At 51.6% G+C, this 20,093-nt stretch carries 20 protein-coding genes; 10 read left to right on the top strand and 10 right to left on the bottom strand.

The features are described 5' to 3' along the window. Positions 1 to 296: 296 nt before the first annotated feature. From K5753_02415 to K5753_02405, 3 genes are all read left to right on the top strand, one after another. On the top strand, positions 297 to 1,028 hold the full coding sequence (locus K5753_02415; GenBank protein MCR4726055.1) for a DUF134 domain-containing protein: 732 nt from the start codon (positions 297 to 299) through the stop codon (positions 1,026 to 1,028). A 97-nt stretch (positions 1,029 to 1,125) separates the two neighbouring features. Continuing rightward, positions 1,126 to 1,305: a hypothetical protein gene (locus tag K5753_02410; protein MCR4726054.1), complete on the top strand. Its 180-nt coding sequence runs from the start codon at positions 1,126 to 1,128 to the stop codon at positions 1,303 to 1,305. Between the two features lie 67 nt (positions 1,306 to 1,372). Continuing rightward, positions 1,373 to 1,705 carry a CGGC domain-containing protein gene (locus K5753_02405; GenBank protein MCR4726053.1) on the top strand — a complete coding sequence of 111 codons (333 nt, stop codon included), beginning with the start codon at positions 1,373 to 1,375 and terminating at the stop codon, positions 1,703 to 1,705. A gap of 217 nt (positions 1,706 to 1,922) precedes the next feature. On the opposite strand, the gene K5753_02400 is transcribed toward K5753_02405, so the two are convergent. Then, complete coding sequence (locus K5753_02400; protein ID MCR4726052.1) at positions 1,923 to 2,924, bottom strand: alpha/beta hydrolase; 1,002 nt, start codon at positions 2,922 to 2,924, stop codon at positions 1,923 to 1,925. 118 nt (positions 2,925 to 3,042) lie between these two features. Between K5753_02400 and K5753_02395 the strand changes: the two genes are divergently transcribed. The 3 genes from K5753_02395 (at position 3,043) to clpB (ending at position 6,961) form a co-directional block, all read left to right on the top strand. Continuing rightward, on the top strand, positions 3,043 to 3,480 hold the full coding sequence (locus K5753_02395; GenBank protein ID MCR4726051.1) for a MerR family transcriptional regulator: 438 nt from the start codon (positions 3,043 to 3,045) through the stop codon (positions 3,478 to 3,480). Between the two features lie 216 nt (positions 3,481 to 3,696). Further along, the gene (locus tag K5753_02390; protein ID MCR4726050.1) at positions 3,697 to 4,317 is read left to right on the top strand and encodes a hypothetical protein; all 621 of its coding nucleotides are present in this window, start codon (positions 3,697 to 3,699) and stop codon (positions 4,315 to 4,317) included. A 43-nt stretch (positions 4,318 to 4,360) separates the two neighbouring features. Then, complete coding sequence (gene clpB, locus K5753_02385; protein ID MCR4726049.1) at positions 4,361 to 6,961, top strand: ATP-dependent chaperone ClpB; 2,601 nt, start codon at positions 4,361 to 4,363, stop codon at positions 6,959 to 6,961. A gap of 229 nt (positions 6,962 to 7,190) precedes the next feature. Here clpB and K5753_02380 read toward each other — a convergent pair whose 3' ends face one another. From K5753_02380 to K5753_02355, 6 genes are all read right to left on the bottom strand, one after another. Continuing rightward, on the bottom strand, positions 7,191 to 7,691 hold the full coding sequence (locus K5753_02380) for a shikimate kinase (GenBank protein MCR4726048.1): 501 nt from the start codon (positions 7,689 to 7,691) through the stop codon (positions 7,191 to 7,193). A gap of 16 nt (positions 7,692 to 7,707) precedes the next feature. Continuing rightward, positions 7,708 to 8,085 carry a metal-dependent transcriptional regulator gene (locus K5753_02375; GenBank protein ID MCR4726047.1) on the bottom strand — a complete coding sequence of 126 codons (378 nt, stop codon included), beginning with the start codon at positions 8,083 to 8,085 and terminating at the stop codon, positions 7,708 to 7,710. A gap of 223 nt (positions 8,086 to 8,308) precedes the next feature. Next, positions 8,309 to 10,054, bottom strand: a complete 1,746-nt coding sequence (locus K5753_02370; protein MCR4726046.1) for an ABC transporter ATP-binding protein/permease — start codon at positions 10,052 to 10,054, stop codon at positions 8,309 to 8,311. Next, complete coding sequence (locus K5753_02365) at positions 10,047 to 11,813, bottom strand: ABC transporter ATP-binding protein/permease (protein MCR4726045.1); 1,767 nt, start codon at positions 11,811 to 11,813, stop codon at positions 10,047 to 10,049. The genes K5753_02370 and K5753_02365 overlap by 8 nt, the downstream gene beginning before the upstream one ends. Positions 11,814 to 11,901: 88 nt before the next feature. Then, positions 11,902 to 13,293, bottom strand: a complete 1,392-nt coding sequence (locus tag K5753_02360) for an MATE family efflux transporter (GenBank protein ID MCR4726044.1) — start codon at positions 13,291 to 13,293, stop codon at positions 11,902 to 11,904. Between the two features lie 81 nt (positions 13,294 to 13,374). After that, positions 13,375 to 13,986, bottom strand: coding sequence for a TetR/AcrR family transcriptional regulator (locus K5753_02355; protein MCR4726043.1), 612 nt, complete (start codon positions 13,984 to 13,986; stop codon positions 13,375 to 13,377). Positions 13,987 to 14,447: 461 nt separating this feature from the next. On the opposite strand from K5753_02355, the gene K5753_02350 reads away from it, so the two are divergent. Genes K5753_02350 through hydF form a run of 4 tightly spaced genes read left to right on the top strand, consistent with a single transcriptional unit; the run spans position 14,448 to position 18,444 of the window. Beyond that, complete coding sequence (locus K5753_02350) at positions 14,448 to 14,693, top strand: iron-only hydrogenase system regulator (protein ID MCR4726042.1); 246 nt, start codon at positions 14,448 to 14,450, stop codon at positions 14,691 to 14,693. Then, on the top strand, positions 14,690 to 15,754 hold the full coding sequence (gene hydE, locus K5753_02345) for a [FeFe] hydrogenase H-cluster radical SAM maturase HydE (protein ID MCR4726041.1): 1,065 nt from the start codon (positions 14,690 to 14,692) through the stop codon (positions 15,752 to 15,754). The genes K5753_02350 and hydE overlap by 4 nt, the downstream gene beginning before the upstream one ends. A 13-nt stretch (positions 15,755 to 15,767) precedes the next feature. Then, entirely contained in the window at positions 15,768 to 17,225 is a 1,458-nt protein-coding gene (gene hydG / locus K5753_02340) for a [FeFe] hydrogenase H-cluster radical SAM maturase HydG (GenBank protein MCR4726040.1), read from the top strand. A gap of 10 nt (positions 17,226 to 17,235) precedes the next feature. Continuing rightward, complete coding sequence (hydF, locus tag K5753_02335; protein MCR4726039.1) at positions 17,236 to 18,444, top strand: [FeFe] hydrogenase H-cluster maturation GTPase HydF; 1,209 nt, start codon at positions 17,236 to 17,238, stop codon at positions 18,442 to 18,444. A 119-nt stretch (positions 18,445 to 18,563) separates the two neighbouring features. Here the strand turns inward: hydF and K5753_02330 are convergent, their stop codons facing one another. The 3 genes from K5753_02330 to K5753_02320 form a co-directional block, all read right to left on the bottom strand. After that, positions 18,564 to 19,271 carry an aquaporin gene (locus K5753_02330; protein ID MCR4726038.1) on the bottom strand — a complete coding sequence of 236 codons (708 nt, stop codon included), beginning with the start codon at positions 19,269 to 19,271 and terminating at the stop codon, positions 18,564 to 18,566. A 75-nt stretch (positions 19,272 to 19,346) separates the two neighbouring features. Then, entirely contained in the window at positions 19,347 to 19,595 is a 249-nt protein-coding gene (locus K5753_02325) for a hypothetical protein (GenBank protein MCR4726037.1), read from the bottom strand. Then, the gene (locus K5753_02320; GenBank protein ID MCR4726036.1) at positions 19,555 to 19,878 is read right to left on the bottom strand and encodes a hypothetical protein; all 324 of its coding nucleotides are present in this window, start codon (positions 19,876 to 19,878) and stop codon (positions 19,555 to 19,557) included. Before K5753_02320 ends, K5753_02325 begins: the two co-directional genes overlap by 41 nt. Positions 19,879 to 20,093 lie beyond the last annotated feature (215 nt).

The raw sequence follows: 20,093 nt of genomic DNA, 5'->3' as shown, positions 1-20,093 counted from the left end.
CCCCGTCTTGTATGCTTCCAAAACCATATCGGCGTATACGCTTTCCCATAGTTCGGTCCTGTGCTGGAAGATCCACGAACGGAAACGCTTGTCCCTCTTCGCTTGTTTGAAAACTGCACTACGTCTTTGATACGGGTAGCGGCGGCATAATAGCGAGGGCTCGTTTTTGGGGCTCGGAGGGCTCGTTCGATCCTTCATATAAAGTTGGGGATGACCCGTTTTTTTACGGCAAGTTATTGACTTATGTCATAAATACACATATAATAGTTTTTGACATATGTCAGAAAGGAGGGCTTATGCCAAGACCTATAAGATGTCGTAGAATAGAGCGGCTGCCGGTTTATCGTAGCTTCTCACCTGATGATATAACAGCTGACGAGAGTGTTCAGATGACGGTAGATGAGTTTGAGGCGCTGCGCCTTCTAGATGATGAAGGACTCACTCAGGAAGCATGTGCTTCCAGAATGAATATTGCCCGTACCACAGTCACGGCAATTTATGATAGCGCGAGAAAGAAGGTCGCGGATGCTCTTGTTCATGGAAAACAGCTATTGATCACAGGGGGATGTTGTAAATTTGAGCCGGTGGAAATCCAGCAAGAAATTATGGAGAAAGGAAGTAATACAATGAGAATCGCAGTAACTTATGAAAATGGAGAGGTTTTTCAGCATTTCGGACACACGGAGAAGTTCAAGCTCTGTGATGTTGAAGACGGAAAGATCGTAAACGAGCAGATCGTTGATACAAACGGCAGCGGTCACGGCGCTCTCGCCGGATTTCTGCAGGCGGCAAAGGTTGAAGCACTGATTTGCGGCGGCATTGGTATGGGTGCACAGAACGCTCTCGCGGATGCCGGAATCAAACTCTATGCCGGTGTGCAGGGACCTGCAGACACAGCCGCTAAGGCTCTCGCGGAGGGAACGCTCGAATACGATCCTGATGCCCATTGTGACCACCACGGACATGACCATGACGGCGACTGCGGGCATGATCACTGCGGTGAACATCACTGCGCCGGACACAATTGATCGGAGATCTGTGAGGGACGCTTATGTTCAGGCAGTTCTCAAAGGTCTTAGGCCCTGCATCATCGGAATCATCCTGGCGACAGGCATATTCATGATCATGCAGCACTGCATCGGCAGTTTTACGGATGCTTCTGCCGATCTGACCGCAATCATCATGACGGCGGTTCTGGCGGCAATCTATTTCGGATCTTCAAAGATCACCAATAAGGGATTGTCACCGATCGGGCTGATCGGGATCTCAGCTGTTGCCGGGATCATCGTTTACGGATTGATTTAAAACAAATGATTTTCAGGCATTTCAAGACCCTGCAATGGAACGAACCGATAACAGGAGGTAAATTCAAATGAAACTTGGAATTATAAGGTGTATGCAGACAGAGGATTACTGTCCCGGAACGACAGATTTTAAGATGATCAAAGAACGCAAAGGTGTCTTTGAAGGAATAAATGAGGATATAGAGCTTGTCGGCTTCTGCAATTGTGGAGGATGCCCTGCTAAGAAATCGGTGCTTAGGGCGAGAAAATTAGTGGAACGAGGTGCCGATACGATTGCATTTGCCTCATGTATTCAAAAGGGAACTCCCATCGGATATCCATGTCCATTTGCAAAAAAGATGAAAGAAATCATCGAAAAGGATCTTGGAGATAAGGTCCGATTGCTGGACTATACCCACTGACAAATATGTGAGGGTGAGTATGATTATTCAACAGATCAGAAATGCTACTTTGAAAATAAAGTACCATCCGAATTCGTTTGCGTAGTTTCGGCAGTCGGTTGGGTTTGTTGATTCGACGGCGGATCGTTTTGATTCGTCGCCGCCCCGCAAGCGGCAAAAACGACTGTTATAATGCCGAACAGTATCGTTGCGAGAACTCGTTTTAATTGAATCATATCTACTTCAAATACGTTTTGAAAAATAATTCGATCTTATCAAAAGGGATCACGTCCGTTTTGTAATAAAGGTCGGTATGTACCGCGTTGGGAATGATCATCAGTTCTTTGTTGTCTGCGTATTTGTTCCCTTCGGTCATCGCGGTAAATGCGTCCTTGCTGAAATAAAGGCTGTGCGCCTTTTCTCCGTGGATCATCAATACCGCGCTTCTGATTTCGTTTGAATATCTCAAAATCGGTTGATTGATAAAGCTGATACAGCCCGTAACGTTCCACCCGCCGTTGCCGCCGACGGAACGTTTGTGATAGCCGAGCGGCGTTTTATAATACGCGACGTAATCTTTTAAGAATTGAGGCGCATCCTCCGCGAGCTGTTCGGGGGTAGGGAGCCCTCCGGCAAGTTTATACGCGCCGTTTGCGTAATCCTCGGTGCGCTGCGCGTTGAGCGCTTTCTTTTTCGCATGACGGGCTTCCTCGCTGTTTTCGCTGTCGTAGTACTCGTTCGCGTTTATGCGTGCCATATCGTACATCGTGGAAGTGACGGTCGCTTTGATACGCGTGTCTATCGCCGCTGCGTTGAGCGCTATGCCGCCCCAACCGCAGATGCCGATAATGCCGATGCGTTCGGGGTCGACCGTGTCCTGAACGGAAAGGTGATCGACCGCCGCTTGAAAGTCTTCCGTGTTGATGTCGGGCGAAGCCATAAACCTCGGCTCTCCGCCGCTTTCTCCCGTGAAAGAAGGATCGAAAGCGATCGTTATAAATCCTCTTGCCGCCATTTCCTGCGCATATCTGCCGGAAACTTGTTCCTTTACCGCGCCGAACGGACCCGACACGGCGATGGCGGGCAATTTCCCGCTTGCGTTTTTCGGTAGGAACATATCTGCCGCCAATGGGATTCCGTAGCGATTTACAAACGTAATTTTGGTATGATTTACTCTTTCGTCTCGCGGATAGGTCTTATCCCACTCGGTTCCGAGATTTAATTTTTCTGTCTTTATCATAAAAATATCCTCCGTTTTCGGGTTGATTTATTCGGGATTTAGGTGGTACAATAGTATCGTAATTCCTAAACCTAACTTTATGTCAAGGGTTTTGAGAAAAAAAGAGGTAAATTTTTATATGTATACGATCGGTCAAGTATCCGAAATGTTCTGTCTGCCCATTTCTACGCTGCGCTACTATGACAAAGAAGGGCTGTTTCCCGGGATGGAGCGTCAATCCGGAATCCGAAAATTCGGCGAAAGGGAATTGGAAGCGCTTCGGATCATCGAATGCCTGAAATTGTCCGGGCTTGAAATCAAGGACATCAAGCAATTTATGGGTTGGTGCGTCGAAGGCGCTTCGACCTATCCCGACCGCAAAGCCTTGTTTGAGGGGAGAAAGCAAACCGTAGAGGCGGAGATGGTGCGGCTTCAAAAAACGCTCGATATGCTGAAATTCAAATGCTGGTACTATGAGACCGCTATCCGTGACGGGAATGAAGATCGATTGAACGCAATGCTTCCGGATAAATTGCCGCCGGATATTCAAAAACTGTACGATAACGCGCATTCTTGATCGATAATAGGTAATCGCGCGAATTTGCGGCGATTCCAACCGCGAATGCAGATACGCAAAAACGCAATAAAAATGCAAAAGGAGGATATGATTTTATTATATCCTCTTCATTTTTTTCTTTCTTCGTTTCAAAAACTTGTAAACGAATTTATATAAACCGCTTGACAAATTATTTATTTCGTCATACAATAATGGCGAAAAACGGGAGGCTCTGCAATGAAAAAGAACGTCTATTCCTTGGTCCTATCCGAAAACGTAATCGCTGCGGTTGATCGCTTAGCGTATGAACGCCACACGAACCGCTCCAACCTTATCAATCAGATCTTGGCGGAATACGTTTCATACGAGACTCCGGAGATGAGGATGCAAAACGTGTTCGATCGTATGCAAGCTTTGCTCGGCAGCGCCTTTCAACCCTTGGAGAACGCGTCGCCCACGATGCTGACCCTGCGCAGCGCGCTCAGCTATAAATACAACCCGACCGTTCGATATCAAGTTGAGCTGTATCGCATGCCGCAGGTCGCCGTCGGCGAATTGAAAGTCTCCATGCGCACCCAAAGCGCCACGCTCTCTTTGCTCGTAATGCGGTTTTTCAAACTGTGGATCGAGATCGAGAAAGCGCATCATCCCGACAGCGTCGCCACGGTAACGGACGGGCGACTCGTAAAGCGTTTCGTAAGCGAGACGTTAGACAGCGAGATCGTTGCGGACGGTATCTCTGCTTACGTCGACGCATTCGATCACGCGCTGAAAACTTTCTTCTGTTATTCGGACCGACCCGAGATTGCGGAAGCAAACGTGGAAAAGACTTACGCCGACGCAAATCTCCTGTTTTAATCTTAAAAAAGGAGCCCCCTGACGGGGGTATGGTGAAAGAGCTATGAATATGCAAAAATTGACGCAAAAAAGTATCGAAGCGCTCACCACCGCACACGACATCGGCGTAGAGCGCCACCACCAAGCAATCGGACAAGAACACTTGTTACTTGCCCTTCTGGATGACAAAGAAGGTTTGATCCCCGAATTATGGCGCAAGATGAATCTCTCTACGGAAGACACTGCGGACAAAGTGCGCGGCGAACTTGAAAAATTGCCTCGCATAACGGGGTCTTACGATCCCGAACGGATCTATCTGACCTCTGCGTTGAACGCCGCCCTCACTGCCGCGGAATCACGCGCGCAAACGATGAAAGACGACTACGTATCGGTTGAGCACCTCGTATTGGGGCTTATCGACTCCGCGCAAGCCGACGTCAAGAAGATATTCGGTGAGATCGGGTTGACCGTAAACGAATTCTTGCGAGTTCTCAAAGAGGTGCGCGGCAATGCCCGCGTGCAGGGAGATAACCCGGAAGAAACCTACGACGTTTTGCAAAAATACGGGCAAGATCTGGTGGAACTGGCAAAGCAACAGAAACTGGATCCCGTGATCGGTCGTGACGACGAGATCCGTAACGTGATCCGTATCCTGTCGCGAAAGACCAAGAACAATCCGTGTTTGATCGGTGAGCCGGGCGTCGGTAAGACCGCCATCGCGGAAGGACTCGCCCTGCGTATCGTAAAAGGTGACGTGCCGGATAATTTGAAGGGACGAAAACTCTTTTCTCTTGATATGGGCGCGCTTGTCGCAGGCGCGAAGTTCCGCGGCGAATTCGAGGAAAGGCTGAAAGCCGTCTTGAACGAAGTGAAGTCTTCGGACGGAAATATCATCCTGTTTATCGATGAATTGCACACCATCGTAGGCGCAGGCAAATCGGATGGGGCGATGGACGCGGGCAACCTTCTCAAACCGATGCTTGCGCGAGGGGAGTTGCATTGTATCGGCGCGACGACTTTGAACGAGTATCGAAAATACGTGGAAAAGGATCCCGCGCTCGAAAGGCGTTTTCAGCCGGTTATGGTCGGAGAGCCGAGCGTAGAAGACACGATTTCCATTCTTCGCGGACTGAAAGAACGTTACGAAGTCTATCACGGCGTAAAGATCCAAGATCAAGCTTTGATCGCCGCGGCGACTTTATCTCACCGCTATATCTCCGATCGTTTTCTCCCCGACAAGGCGATTGACCTCGTCGATGAAGCGTGCGCTTTGATCAAGACCGAAATCGACAGTATGCCCGCCGAGATGGATAGCTTGGCTCGAAAGATCATGCAACTGGAAATCGAGGAAGCCGCTCTTTCCAAAGAGACGGATAAACTCTCTCAGGAGCACCTCAAACAGATCCGTGAAGAACTCGCCAACGATCGTGAGCGATTTGCGGGTATGAAAGCAAAATGGGACAATGAAAAGCAAGCGATCGGCAAAGTGCAATCCTTGCGTGAGGAGATCGAGCGGGTGCGCGCGGCGATCGATAAGGCGCAGGATGAATACGATCTCGGCAAAGCCGCCGAACTGAAATACGGACGTTTGCCCGCGCTTCAAAAGGAATTGACGGAAGAAGAGGAAAAAGCCGAGCACAGCACGAATTCTCTCTTGCACGACAGAGTCACGGAGGAAGAGATCGCCCGCATCGTCGCTCGTTGGACGGGGATCCCCGTCGCTAAACTGATGGAAGGGGAACGTGATAAACTGCTCCACTTGGACGAAGCGTTGCATCAGCGCGTAATAGGGCAGGACGAAGCCGTTAGTAAGGTCGCGGACGCTATTCTGCGTTCCCGTGCCGGCATCCAAGATCCCCGCCGCCCGATCGGATCGTTCCTGTTCTTGGGTCCCACCGGCGTCGGTAAGACCGAGCTTGCAAAAGCGCTGGCAGCCACCCTTTTTGATGACGAACACAACTTGATCCGTATTGATATGAGTGAGTATATGGAAAAGTATTCGGTCTCTCGTCTGATCGGCGCGCCTCCGGGCTACGTAGGCTACGATGAGGGCGGACAGCTGACGGAAGCCGTGCGCCGCAAACCTTATTCTGTGGTGCTGTTCGACGAAGTGGAAAAAGCGCATCCCGACGTCTTCAACGTGCTTCTGCAAGTCTTGGACGACGGGCGCATCACCGATAGCCAAGGACGCACGGTGGATTTCAAAAACACGATCTTGATCTTGACCAGCAACCTCGGATCGGACGTCATCCTCGACGGCATAGACCAATCGGGTGAAATTTCTTCGGAAGCTCGTGAATCCGTCAGCGGATTGCTCAAACGCAGTTTCCGCCCCGAGTTCCTGAATCGTTTGGACGAGATCGTCTTCTACAAACCGCTGACGCGCGACAATATCGACGGTATCGTGGATCTTTTGATCTCCGATCTCAAACGTCGTTTGAGCGAAAAGCAACTGGACGTGGAGATCACTCCCGCCGCCAAAGATAAGATCATCCGCGAAGGCTATGATCCCATCTATGGCGCCAGACCGCTGAAACGTTACTTGCAAAGCAAGGTCGAGACGCTGCTTGCCCGCGCCATTATCGGCGAAGACGTCGCCCCCGAGACGACGTTGGTCGTGGACGTCGAAAACGATAAACTTTGCGTAACGCAACGCCGCTCTTAAAATTTAACGTAAAAAAGGAATCGCTCTTTGCGGCGGTTCCTTTTTTCACTCATCCGGATTTCATTGCAGTCACGATCAATGATACAGCTCTTGGGTTAGGATCCGGCACACAAAAAGTTTTTCAGCATTTTGATCTGTCCTTCGGGAATGCGTTTATTGCCATACGTTGTTTCGCGTTTCCCGTGTCGTAACTTCGAAAAAACCAAGATCGAATGAAATCGATCGTTTTTTATTTCTCCGCCAAAATCGCAACGATCTCGGAAACGGTCGTTTCGACGTCTTTCCCGTCGCAATCGAGGATCTTGTCGGCGTATTTTTCGTAGAGAGAAATTCTCTCGTCGTACATCGCTCGGACGGTTTCTCCGTCTTTCAAAAGAATGCCGCGACTATGCATATCGGCGATGCGCTTCATCATCGTTTCAAAGGAAATTCGAAGATAGAGGACGACGGCGTTTTCTTTCAAATGCGTCATCGCTTTTTCGGAATAGACGACGCTGCCGCCCGTCGCGATCACCGCGTTCCGAACGTTCAGCCCGCAGACGGCGGATTCTTCCGCCGCGGCGAAAGATTCGTTTCCCTTAGTGTTGATTATGGCTTGAAGGGGCATTTTCTCGTTTTGCTGGATCACGAGATCGGTATCGACGAAGTCCATACATAAAGCCTTCGCCGCAAGTACGCCGCTCGTGCTTTTGCCGCTTCCGGGCATCCCGATCAAAACAACGTTTTTCATAACTTTTTCTTCTCTGTCATTCCGCTCTGCGGTTTTTCTTCAACCAATCCTCGATGTAATCGAAAATATCGTCGTCGATGGCGTGTTCCAACTTGCAAGCCGCGTCTTTTGCTTTTTCGCGGGGAATATCCATATTCGTAAGCATTTCGAGAAAAGCGTCGTAGCGTTTTACGATGCGTTCGGCGTGCTTTCGCCCCGATTCCGTTAAAAAGACGTTGTTGCGCTCGTCGGTTTCGGCTTCTCCCGCCGCGATCAAACGATCGACGGCGCCTTTAACGCTGGGTTTGGAAAGACCCAACTCTTCCGCGATATCGATCTTACGAACGACACCTTTTCTTTGCTCGATCGTGTAAATGGATTTCAAGTACATTTCTTGGCTTTCCGTCCCGCCCATGATTCCTCTCCGTTATCAAAACCTTCGCCCGTCGGAGCCTCCGAAAAGGAAGTTCCGATTTCTTCGCGACTATGACGTTATTGTACCATTTTTTTATTTTACAGTCAATATCGGAAGGCGAGCTCCCTTCGATAAGCAGAGCGGAATCCGCTTCTTTCGAAAAAGAGACGCAACCCGCGCTCGGCTGCGTCTCTGTTGTTTCGGTTTTCCTCGGGATTGCCCCTTACGCGTCCGAAGCGATCTTCCAAGAAGCCGCTTCGCGGCGTCCGACGACGAAGTTTTTGTAAATGCCTTCTTCTTTTATAAGTTGCTCGTGCGTGCCTTGTTGCGCGATCTTTCCGTCGTCGATCACAAAGATCTGATCGGCATTCCGAACGGTCTTTAAGCGATGGGCGATCATAATGATGGTCTTTTCCTTGGTCAGCGCTTCGATCGCAGCCGTCAGCTCCGCCTCGTTTTCGGGATCCACGTTTGCGGTCGCTTCGTCCAAAATGATGATCGGCGCGTCTTTCATAATGGCGCGGGCAATGGAAATGCGCTGTTTTTCACCGCCCGAGAGACTTGCGCCTCCTTCGCCGATGACCGTGTCGTATCCTTCGGGAAGCGACAGGATGAATTCGTGACATTTTGCTTTCTTCGCCGCTTCGATCACTCGGTCCATAGAAGCTTCCGGGTCGCCGAAGCGGATGTTGTTCGCGACGGTATCTTCAAAGAGATAAACGTTTTGGAACACGAAGCTGAAATTTTTCATTAAGGAATCGAAACTGTACTCTTTTACGTTCTTTCCGCCTAAGAGGACTTCGCCTTCTTGAACGTCCCAAAACCGAGCCATTAAGTGGCATAACGTGGTCTTTCCGCTTCCGGACGGCCCGACGAAAGCGGTCGTGGTCTTCTCCGGGATGGTAAGGCTCACTCCGTCGATGATCTTCTTTTTGTCGTAAGAGAATCCGACGTTTTTGAGTTCGATGGTCTTCTTTTTCGGCGAGACGTCTTCTCCGTCGATATCCATCGCGGGCATATCCAAGATCTCTTTGGTCTTGGTGACGGCGATGCGAATAGTTCTGATCAGCGCGGAGAACGCGCTCATGGAATCCAAGCTGTCGTAAACCATAACGGAGGAGACCATCATCATAATGCAGTACAAAAGCTGCATCGAACCCGCGAAATACCACTTTAAGCTCAGCATACACATCGCTACGCCGGTCATTTTCGTGACGATGTTTTGCACCATTACCCACGGAACGACCGTAAATTCCATACGGGTATCCACTTTTTGCTTTTCCGAGATCGCGGCGTCGAGTTTTTTGGCGGCGTCTGCGGTCATGGAATAGTTCTTCACTTCGGAAATGCCCTGAACGTATTCGATCGTCTGCGCCACGAGATTTTCGTCCGCGCGATGCTTTCTCGGCGCGACGGGGCGTGTGGACCGCTGCATGATCGCGTTGAAGAGGATATAAAGCGCAATGCCCGCCGTTAAAACCAATCCGATACGCCAATCGAAGACGTAGACGAAGACGGTAATGACCGCGGTCGTCAGGATCCCCTGCGTCGTGACCATCACGATGCGCGCCGCAACGTCGGCGAGGGATTCCATCGTGTTGGTGGTGACGTTGGTGATGACGCCCAAGGAGTTCTTGTTAAAGAATCCCATCGGCAAGTAACGAAGGTGCTCGGCGATCTCGATCCGTTTGTGAGCGCAGGAATGATATCCGCCTTCGCATTGAAGCATCGTCGTCTTCAACCCGATAAAGAACTGTCCCGCGATCGAAACCAGCATTATGCCGACGCACAGCCATAAATGCGTCATCGTCACGTTTCCGTCGATCAAGCCCTTTGCGGCGACGGCGATCGCGGTAATGCGGAGCGCGGCGAAGACGGATTTTATCACGCCTAAGACGACCGCCGCGTAAAGTTTGTTTCGATCTTCTTTTCCGCAAAAATCAAAGAATAGTTTTAAGGTCTTAAACATTGCTTTCTTCCTCCTTCGACGCAACGTGAGCATTCCACATTTTGCGATACAGTTCGCTCTTTTCAAGCAGCTCTTCCTGCTTACCGCTCGCTTCCAAGCGACCGTCCTTTATCAAAATGATCTGATCGGCGGATGCAATGGTGGAAAGCCTGTGCGCGATGACCAAAAGGGTCTTTCCCCGTACCAATTTCGCGACGCTGCGCTGGACCAACGCTTCGTTTTCGGGATCGGTATACGCCGTCGCTTCGTCCAAAATGATGACGGGAGCGTTTTTCAGCATCGCGCGAGCAATGGAGATGCGTTGTCGTTCTCCGCCGGAAAGGTGACTTCCCGACCCGCCGCAAACGGTTTGATAGCCGTTTTCAAGCCCCATAATAAAGTCGTGGCATCCGCATTTCTTCGCGGCGTCCATCACTTGTTCGTCGGTCGCTTTCGGATCGCCCAACCGAATATTCTCCATGATCGTCATATCGAATAAGTAGTTGTCTTGCGAAACGTAAGCGATCTTTTTCTGATAATCGTCCAACGGGATCTTTTTGATATCCACGCCGCCGAAGGTGATGCTTCCGCCGTCCACGTCCCAGAAAGACGCGATCAATTTCGCGATCGTGGATTTGCCCGAGCCGGAAGGGCCTACCAAAGCGTTGACGGTTCCTTCTTTGATCGTAAGATCGATCCCGTGTAAGACTTCCTTTTCTTCATAAGCGAAGCGGACGTCGTTCAGGCGAATTTCCGCGCCGTGAGGTTCTTCGGTAAGCGTATCGGGGCGAACGAGCTCCTTCTTTTCCAAAATGGCGGTAACTTCTCCGATGATCGTTCCCGCTTTGGAGATCTCATCCAAATAGCTCGTCGCGATGATAAAAGGCGAGATCAAGCCCAAGGACAAAATGATGAGCATCAGAAGATCGGGCGCGCTGACGGATCCTTTCATAAAGAACGAAATCCCGAAAGGCAAAAGCGAAAGGAGCGTCGCAGGCATTAAAACCATCGCCGCGTTTTGATACACATTACATTTGCGCATCCAATCGATAAAGCAATCGGCGCCTTCTTTGGCGGCGGTGACGAATTTTTCGTAACTGGTTTTTGCTTTGCCGAAGGCTTTGATGACTTCGATCCCGCCGATATACTCCACCGCGGTATCGTTGAGCGCCTTGGTCTTTTCGATTGTGTTTTTATAGCTTTCTCCGCTCCCGCGCAGCATTAACACGAAGAATATACCTCCGACAGGGACCGTGATCAGCGATAAAAGCGCGAGTCGCCAATCGATCGAAAGCATATAGCCGAAAACCACGAAGGGAACGATCAGATTGGCGGTGAATTCGGGGATCATATGCGCGAGGGTGGTTTCAATGGAATCCACGCGCTCGACGATGATGTTTTTGTAAGTTCCCGACGACTCCGCGAGCACGTCGCCGAGCGGCATCTTCGCGAGTTTTATCGTCAGTTTTCTGCGAATGTTCGCAAGAACTTCAAAAGTGGCTTTGTGCGAAGTCATCGTGGACACCGTGTGCAAAAGACGATTCAGCAGGAAAAACATCGCCATCCACCCGCACTGAGTCAGGCAGTAGGAAAGCCCCGCCGTCTTTTCCACAAGACCTCGGACGATCTTCGCGACAAAAACGTAAGGCATAAAGCCGGCGATGACGCTTGCGACGGCAAGAACGACGCTGAGGATATAGTGACTTCTCTTGCTCCCCGCAAATTCCATTACCCAACTGAATGCTCCGCGCTTTTTCGGTTTTGCATTTTTTTTGTTCATAGTATTACCTCCGTAACGAGCAGTTTTTTCGCGGGGCGCGACCGCAAACGGGGCGCGCCTCGCTTTCTATCGGATAAAAGGATCCGCTTTATTCCGCAACCGACAAGATCAGCTCTTCTTTGCGCATTTTCTTGAAAGCAAGGATCAGCAGGGCGACGCCGAGCAGGAGCACGACCGCATCGGTAATGAGCTGCGCGTAGAAGACGCCTTTTACGCCCCAAGCGTAGGGAAGTGCGATCACCAAGGGAAGGAAGAGGATCACTTGCCTTAAAAGGGTAAGGATCGCGGCGTTGCCTGCTTTGCCCATTGCTTGGAAGAAGGTGATGGCGAGGATCAACACGCCGTAAGTGATGTACGCGGAGAACAAGACGCGAAGCATCGGCGCGCCCGCGACGGCGATTTCCGCATCGCGGATAAACATCGAAAGCATCGCCTTGGGCGCCGCCATAATGGGAATATAAAACAGAGCCGCAAGGACGGTTGCCGCCACCATAAACGCTTTGGTAAAGGAGCGGACGCGACCGAATTCTTTTGCGCCGTAGTTCGTCCCGACCGCGGGCTGATAGCCTTGGCTGATGCCCCAGAGCGGAATGAACGAAAACGCTTGCAGGCTGAGAGCCGCGCCGAGAATGGTCTGCCATTGATCGCCGCCCCAACGCGCGGCGGTGTTGTACATAATGGTTTGCTGGACCATCGATAAGACCTGCATCATCATCGCAGAGACGCCGACGGCGAGGACGGGCTTCGCGATCGAACCGAAGATGCGGATCTTATGAATCTTTACGGTATCGCTCATTTTGAGGAAATAGAGAAGGGCAAGCACGGCTTGGAAGACCTGCGCCGTCAGCGTCGCGGTTGCGGCGCCGAGAATGCCGTTCGCTTTTCCGAACGCAAGAATGAGAAGGGGATCGAGAGCGATGTTGAGGATCGCGCCGGAGCCCATGATCATCATCGCTTTTTTGAGTTTCCCTTCACCGCGCATCACCATGTTGGACGCTTGTGCGAAGTTGACGAAAAGCGATCCGATAAACACGATTTTCAAATACCTGTTCGCTTCGGAAAGGATCTCGCCTTTGGCTCCCGACAGCATAAGCATCGGTTTTGTAAAGATCAAGCCGACTGCCGTGATGACGGCGGATAAGATCAGGACGAGCGCGATCAGGTTGCCCATAATCTTGTCGACGGTCTCTTGATCTTTCTTCCCGATCGCTCTGGAAAGGAGAGAAGCGGAGCCCGTTCCGATCAGAGTCGAAACGCCGCTGTTCAAAAGGGTAAAAGGATACGACACTTTTACCGCGGTCATCGCCGCCGACCCGACCATTCTCCCGACGAAGACGGCGTCCATAAAGTTGTACAGACCGATGACCACCATGCCGAGGATCGCGGGGATGCTTAAAGAAAGCATCGTTTTTATAATGCTTCCGTTTAAGAGCCGATCTTTGGCGCCGTTCACGCTTGGTTTTTCAAGTTGCCCACTCATATCGTTAAATACCTCCTTGGTTAGCTAAGGCTAACCTACGTTTATAATAAAACGCCTTTCCCGATTTGGTTTTGAAAGACGTTAATAGCCGAAAAACGAGCTCCAAGCTTTCGAGAAGAATTCGTCCAAAGTATCGGCGTAATGCATCGCCTCTTCCCTTGAAAAATCATGCTCGATCGCTTGAAAGATCGCGTTTATATTCGCGGTTGTCAGAAGATGAAGTTCTTTCAGTCGGAACTCTTTGATCTTTACGCCTCGGTTTTTCAACTCATCCATAAAGGAGAGCGTCATTTCTTCTTCGACGGCGGCTAAGTCGTGCAAAAAGGATTCGAACTTCGTTCCCTGCGATTTGCAGATCAAAAGGCGAAATGCGTCCCGGTGATCGTAAATGTAGGAGATTGCGAGTTTCGCGTCGTTGCCGTCTTCCCAGTTGTATAAATCCCCGGCGCCGATGATCTCCCGCTGCGCGCTCTCTTCTTTGCGGTATAAGCCGACGAGCCCGAGGTAGGCAGGTTCCACGATGGCGGCGAACATTTCTTCCTTGCTCGCAAAGTGTTTATAAAGCCCGGAAGCGCTCATCCCCGCGGCGGCGGCGATCCGACGCATTGACGCGTCTGCGAACCCGTACTCCGAGAATTCAGCCGTCGCGGCTTCGAGGATCTTTTCGTGATGAAAGTCTTTGTTTCGGATCATAACGCCTCCTTCGAAATTGGCGAACAGTGTTCGCTAACAATAATAGCGTACAACGTTCGTTTCCCGCCGTCAAGGGATTTTTCGAAAAAATATGAAAATTTTTTCACAATCGTAGGCAAGAACGGAAGACGCGCGTCTGATCCGCGTTTCGAACGAACCGGAAAATCGTTTTTTCGGTCGATCGTTTTTCTTTTGATTGGGGGAAAGCGGTCTCTTTGCGGAAAGAAAAAGAGGGCGAAGGTTTGCCGCAGTTTTCTTCGCCGCTTCAAGCGATCGAAAGGGCGAACTCCGCGAAGTCGCTTGACAAAGAAAAGATTCGCTTGTAGAATAAAAGCATCGTTCCTGACTCAAAGCGAAAGCTGCGCGAAAGGTATGACAATTCAAGGGATTTTTTTGATTGCCGTACTTTTTGCCGTACGGCATTTTTTATTCGGAACGGAAAAAACGGAGGAAAAAAAGCAATGGGAACAAGAGTCGCAGTCATCAGCATTATCGTGGAAGACCCGGAATCCGTGGATAAGCTCAACGGGATCCTTCACGAGTATCGCAGATTCGTTATCGGAAGGATGGGATTACCCTATAAAGAAAAGAATATCAATATCATTTGCGTCGCGCTGGACGCGCCGCAGGACGTGATCTCGACGCTCGCCGGGAAGATCGGGTCGATCTCCGGGATCAGCGTAAAGTCGGCTTTGTCCGCGAAATGAAAGACGAAGCGCTCTTTCTTGCGGAAAAACTCGCGGCGGAGCGTTGCCTCGATTCCGAAGAGTATGCGGAGCTCATTCGCAGAAGATCCGAATCGACCGCGGAATATTTGCGGGAGAGGGCGGAAGCCGTCCGCAAAAGCGCGTACGGGACCGACGTTTTCATTCGCGGACTGATCGAGATCGGAAATTATTGTAAAAACGATTGCTACTATTGCGGCATTCGCAGAAGCAATAAAAGATGCGAGAGATATCGCCTTTCGGCGGAAGAGATCCTCGATTGTTGCAAGAGCGGATACGCCTTGGGTTTCAGGACGTTCGTTCTCCAAGGCGGTGAAGACCCGTTTTACACGGACGACTTGCTTTGCGGGTTGATCGCTTCGATCAAAGCGCGCTTCCCGGATTGCGCGGTGACCTTGTCGCTCGGCGAACGCGGAAAGCAAAGCTTCAAAAGACTGTTCGACGCGGGCGCGGATCGCTATCTTTTGCGGCACGAAACTGCGGACGCCGCACATTACGCGAAACTGCATCCCGCCGAATGTTCCTTTGAAAACAGGATGCGCTGCTTGTACGACTTGCGGGAGATCGGCTACCAAGTCGGATGTGGGTTTATGGTCGGGTCCCCCTGTCAGACGCCGGAGACGCTCGCGAAAGACCTTCGGTTTTTGGAAACCTTTCGCCCGGAGATGTGCGGGATCGGACCGTTTATCCCGCAAAAGGACACGCCTTTCGGAGATAAGGCGAGCGGTTCGACGGAATTGACCCTCTTCCTTCTGTCTGTCATTCGCTTGATCCTGCCGAACGTCCTTCTCCCCGCTACGACGGCGCTCGCCACCCTCGATCCGCGCGGGCGGGAAAAGGGAATCTCGGCGGGCGCGAACGTCATTATGCCCAATCTGTCGCCGCTCTCCGCAAAAAAGAAATATACCCTCTACGACGGAAAAGTCTGCACGGGGGAAGAATCCGCTCGGTGCATTGCCTGCCTTGAAAAGCGGATGGATTCGATCGGCTATAAGATCGTCGTTTCGCGCGGCGATCCCTGCGATAAAAAAATAATGGAATAAGGAGGAAACCGAAATGTCCGTTTACGATAAAAAATCCCTCTGCGCGGAGGAATTTATAAACGATGAAGAGATCCGCGCCACCCTCGCATACGCCGAGGAACACAAAAACGATCTGCCTTTGATCCGAGAGATCCTTGATAAAGCTCGCCCCGTTAAGGGCAAGGCGGGTTACGAATGCCGCGGCTTAACGCATCGCGAAGCATCCGTCTTGCTTGCTTGCGAAGATCCGGAGATCAATCGCGAGATCGAAAAAATCGCGGAGGAGATCAAGCTCGCGTTTTACGGCAACCGCATCGTGATCTTCGCGCCGCTTTACCTTTCCAATTATTGCGTGAACGGATGCGTCTACTGCCCGTATCACGTCAAAAACAAGCGCATTCCGCGCAAAAAACTTACCCAAGAAGAGGTCAAAGCGGAAGTGATCGCGTTGCAGGATATGGGGCATAAGCGCCTTGCCATCGAGTCGGGCGAAGACCCCGTCAATAACCCGATCGAATATATCCTCGACTGCATCAAAACCATTTACGGCGTGCATCATAAAAACGGGGATATCCGCCGCGTAAACGTAAATATCGCGGCGACTACCGTCGAAAACTACCGCAAACTCAAAGAGGCGGGCATCGGAACTTATATTCTTTTCCAAGAGACCTACCATAAAGAAAGCTACTTAAAACTGCATCCGACCGGACCCAAACACGATTACGCCTATCACACCGAAGCGATGGACCGCGCGATGGAAGGCGGCATCGACGACGTCGGCTTGGGCGTCCTGTTCGGGCTGGAACTCTATAAGTACGAATTCGCGGGGCTTTTGATGCACGCGGAGCATTTAGAAGCCGTTCACGGCGTCGGTCCGCACACGATCAGCGTCCCTCGCGTAAAAAGAGCGGACGACATCGATCCCGACGAGTTCGACGGAGGCATCGACGACGACACGTTCGCCAAGATCACCGCGTGTATTCGCCTCGCCGTCCCGTATACGGGGATGATCATTTCCACCCGCGAGACGGAAAAAGTGCGTTCCCGTCTTCTCCGTCTCGGGATCTCGCAGGTCAGCGGCGGCTCGCGAACGAGCGTAGGCGGCTATGCGGGCTATTCCGCAGACGAGCGCCCGCACGATACCGAGCAATTCGACGTCTCGGATCAACGCTCTTTGGACGAAGTCGTTCGTTGGCTGATGGAAAACGGTCACGTTCCCTCTTTCTGCACCGCTTGCTATCGAGAAGGACGAACGGGCGACCGCTTTATGAGCCTTTGCAAAAGCGGACAGATCTTGAATTGCTGTCATCCGAACGCGCTTATGACCTTGTCGGAATACTTGGAAGATTATGCGTCCGCGGAGACGAAAGAAGTCGGGTATAAGATGATCGAAAGGGAGCTTGATCGCATTCCGAAAGAGAGAGTCCGCGCGATTACGGAACAGCATATTCAAGAGATCAAGACTTCCGATCACAGGGATTTCAGATTTTAAGGAGAAGGGTATGAGCTTAAACGAAACGGTTACCGCGGAGCGCGTCCATATCGGGTTTTTCGGGCGGAGAAACGTCGGGAAGTCCAGCCTCGTAAACGCCGTTACGGGGCAGAATCTTTCCATCGTTTCGGAAGTCAAAGGGACGACGACCGATCCCGTCCGAAAGGCGATGGAACTTTTGCCGATCGGACCCGTCTCGATTATTGACACTCCGGGATTCGACGATGAGGGCGCGCTCGGCGAACTGCGCGTCGAAAAGACCCTCGTCGCGCTTCGCAAAACGGACGTCGCGGTGCTCGTGGCGGACGCCGCCGTCGGTCTTACCGAAGCGGACGAAACCTATCTTTCTTTGTTCCGCGCGCGCAAAATGCCTTTTATCGTGGCGTACAATAAGGCGGATTGCGTTTCGGAGCGCAAGATCTTAAAAGATAACGAACTGTACGTCAGCGCGAAGACGGGGGAAAACGTCGCCGAACTCAAAGAACTTTTGGGAAAATTCGCCCTTTCGAAAAAAGGGCAGAGAAAGATCCTCGCGGACCTCGTCGCCGCGGGAGACGTCGTCGTCTTGGTCATTCCCGTGGACGAGTCGGCGCCCAAAGGAAGATTGATCCTTCCGCAGCAACAAACGCTTCGGGAATTGCTCGATCTTCGCGCCGCCGCGATTTGCTGCCAACCGACGGAGCTGAAAGGGGTGCTGGCGGGGCTTTCCGAACCCCCGAAACTTGTCGTGACCGATTCGCAAGCGTTCGGAGAAGTCTCGAAGATCGTTGACGAAAGCGTCCCCCTGACGTCCTTTTCCATTCTCTTCGCGCGATATAAAGGCGATCTCGAAACGTTGATCGGCGGCGCGAAAGCGCTTTCCGAGTTAAAGGACGGCGATAAAGTCCTGATCTCGGAAGGATGCACGCACCATCGCCAATGTAACGATATCGGGACGGTGAAATTGCCTTCGTGGATCCGAGATTTTGCGGGAGCGGATCTTGATTTTTCCTTTACTTCGGGCGGGGATTTTCCGTCCGATTTGAAAGAATATGCTTTGATCGTCCATTGCGGCGGTTGTATGTTGAATGAAACCGAGATGAAGGCGCGCCTTTCTTTTGCGCGCGAAGCGGGCGTTCCGATCGTCAATTACGGCGTTGCGATCGCCCATATTCACGGGATCTTGAAAAGAAGTCTCGCGCCGCTCGCTCTTGCGGATCCTCGGCTTTCGATAGAATAAAATTAAAAAAGCTCCGACGACGGAGCGCAACTCGGGGATGGGAGGGAGGAAGAATTTTTTTCAAAAATTCCCCCGAGTTACGCGTCCGAATATCGGAGCTTTTTATTCCGAAATGATTCTTATTCCGCTTTCTCGGTATGGAGCCCTTTGTAAAGCAGGGCAGCCGCTGCCGCTCCCGCAAGGGGCGCGACGATAAAGATCCAAACCTGCGCGAGCGCGTCGAGCGTCCCGTTATAGATCAAAGCGGCGAACGCGGTCGCGATGCTGCGCGCGGGGTTTACGGACGTGCCGGTGAGATTGATACCGATCAAGTGGACGAGGGTCAGGGTAAGACCGATGACGATGCCCGCGATCTTTTCGTTGCCCGCTTTTTCGTCGGTTACGTTCAGGATCGTGTAGACGAAGATCGCCGTCAGGACAATCTCGGTGATCAACGCGCCGATGATCCCGCCCGCGGTCAGTCCGTTCAAACCGAATCCGACTGCGTAGTTACAAGCGTCGCCGATGGGATTTACGTTCGCCATCTTGAAGATCCCGAAGACGAGAAGCGCGCCGAGGAAACCGCCGATGATTTGGCTCATAACGTAGACGACGAATTCTTCCGCGGTCATGCGCTTGGTCAAAAGGCAGCCGAGGGAGACGGCGGGGTTGACGTGGCAACCCGAGATCCTGCCGACGGAGTACGCCATCGCGACGATGGTGAGACCGAAAGCGAGCGAGGTCGCGACCAAGCTGCCGCCCGTCGCGCCCGCCACGCCGCAAGCGACGAAGACGAGCACGAAGGTGCCGATGCATTCGGCGAATGCTTTTTTGAGTAGTTCTTTCATTTTTTTTACCTCCGTAAAATTGTTTTTATTGATAGCCCGTAAGGCTTATTCGCGGGATTTTTTCTTCTTGCGGGGTCAGGATTGACCGTTCGAATCGACCTTTACGCCGTTCATATAGAAATTGACGATGCAATTCTCGGGCGTCGCGTAAAGGGTGGGCGAACTGCCGCTTTGCCTGCCGCACGTGAAGGAGTCGAATCCGCCGTCGCTTTCCACGTAGATGTTGACGGTGTGCGCCGGTCCGTTCGTGGTTTGGAGCGAGAAGGCGGGGTGGTTATAACCTTTAATGGACGAGGTGCCTACGTTGCTGACGTAGATATCCATATCGCAATCGACTTTGATCGCAAGCGCGCTTGCCCAAGTAGACGCGGATCTCGCCGCTCGAAGCGTAAAACAGTTTTCCTCCGTAGTTTCCGTTAAAGGTCCAGTTGACCTGATCCGCGTTTTCATCGGAAAGGTGCAAATAGACGTTGACCCGACCGCCTTCCGAATAGAAGACCGCGCCTTCCCCGGAAGAGAGCGAAACTTCCCCGTTGAACGAAATATGGACGTTTACGGTGCCGGCGGAGGAAACGCGCATCACGTTTGCGCCGTATTCGGTCTTCACCGTCAGATTATCGAAGCAAAGGTAAACGTCGCTTTCCTGTTCGTCGTCTGTCTGCCAAACGCTGATCGGGTCGCTTTCGCCTTCGATCCGCGCCTTTCGACCTCAGTATAGCATTCGAATAGTGACAGAATAGTGACAAAACGAGGGGTAAATAAAAAAATTCGAAAAAAAAGAAAATGCGAAAATCCCGAGTCGGGCGAACCTCGGGCGGGGTT

Source organism: Clostridia bacterium (genome assembly GCA_024685775.1).
In the GTDB taxonomy this organism is placed as follows: Bacteria; Bacillota; Clostridia; order Christensenellales; family CAG-1252; genus CAG-1252.
This window is presented reverse-complemented; position numbering and strand designations above follow the sequence as displayed.

Coding starts and splice junctions, on each gene's coding strand:
- K5753_02415 (MCR4726055.1), top strand. CDS start 297: ATGCCAAGACCTATAAGATGTCGTAGAATAGAGCGGCTGCCGGTTTAT.
- K5753_02410 (MCR4726054.1), top strand. CDS start 1,126: ATGCAGCACTGCATCGGCAGTTTTACGGATGCTTCTGCCGATCTGACC.
- K5753_02405 (MCR4726053.1), top strand. CDS start 1,373: ATGAAACTTGGAATTATAAGGTGTATGCAGACAGAGGATTACTGTCCC.
- K5753_02400 (MCR4726052.1), bottom strand. CDS start 2,924: ATGATAAAGACAGAAAAATTAAATCTCGGAACCGAGTGGGATAAGACC.
- K5753_02395 (MCR4726051.1), top strand. CDS start 3,043: ATGTATACGATCGGTCAAGTATCCGAAATGTTCTGTCTGCCCATTTCT.
- K5753_02390 (MCR4726050.1), top strand. CDS start 3,697: ATGAAAAAGAACGTCTATTCCTTGGTCCTATCCGAAAACGTAATCGCT.
- clpB (MCR4726049.1), top strand. CDS start 4,361: ATGAATATGCAAAAATTGACGCAAAAAAGTATCGAAGCGCTCACCACC.
- K5753_02380 (MCR4726048.1), bottom strand. CDS start 7,691: ATGAAAAACGTTGTTTTGATCGGGATGCCCGGAAGCGGCAAAAGCACG.
- K5753_02375 (MCR4726047.1), bottom strand. CDS start 8,085: ATGGGCGGGACGGAAAGCCAAGAAATGTACTTGAAATCCATTTACACG.
- K5753_02370 (MCR4726046.1), bottom strand. CDS start 10,054: ATGTTTAAGACCTTAAAACTATTCTTTGATTTTTGCGGAAAAGAAGAT.
- K5753_02365 (MCR4726045.1), bottom strand. CDS start 11,813: ATGAACAAAAAAAATGCAAAACCGAAAAAGCGCGGAGCATTCAGTTGG.
- K5753_02360 (MCR4726044.1), bottom strand. CDS start 13,293: ATGAGTGGGCAACTTGAAAAACCAAGCGTGAACGGCGCCAAAGATCGG.
- K5753_02355 (MCR4726043.1), bottom strand. CDS start 13,986: ATGATCCGAAACAAAGACTTTCATCACGAAAAGATCCTCGAAGCCGCG.
- K5753_02350 (MCR4726042.1), top strand. CDS start 14,448: ATGGGAACAAGAGTCGCAGTCATCAGCATTATCGTGGAAGACCCGGAA.
- hydE (MCR4726041.1), top strand. CDS start 14,690: ATGAAAGACGAAGCGCTCTTTCTTGCGGAAAAACTCGCGGCGGAGCGT.
- hydG (MCR4726040.1), top strand. CDS start 15,768: ATGTCCGTTTACGATAAAAAATCCCTCTGCGCGGAGGAATTTATAAAC.
- hydF (MCR4726039.1), top strand. CDS start 17,236: ATGAGCTTAAACGAAACGGTTACCGCGGAGCGCGTCCATATCGGGTTT.
- K5753_02330 (MCR4726038.1), bottom strand. CDS start 19,271: ATGAAAGAACTACTCAAAAAAGCATTCGCCGAATGCATCGGCACCTTC.
- K5753_02325 (MCR4726037.1), bottom strand. CDS start 19,595: ATGGATATCTACGTCAGCAACGTAGGCACCTCGTCCATTAAAGGTTAT.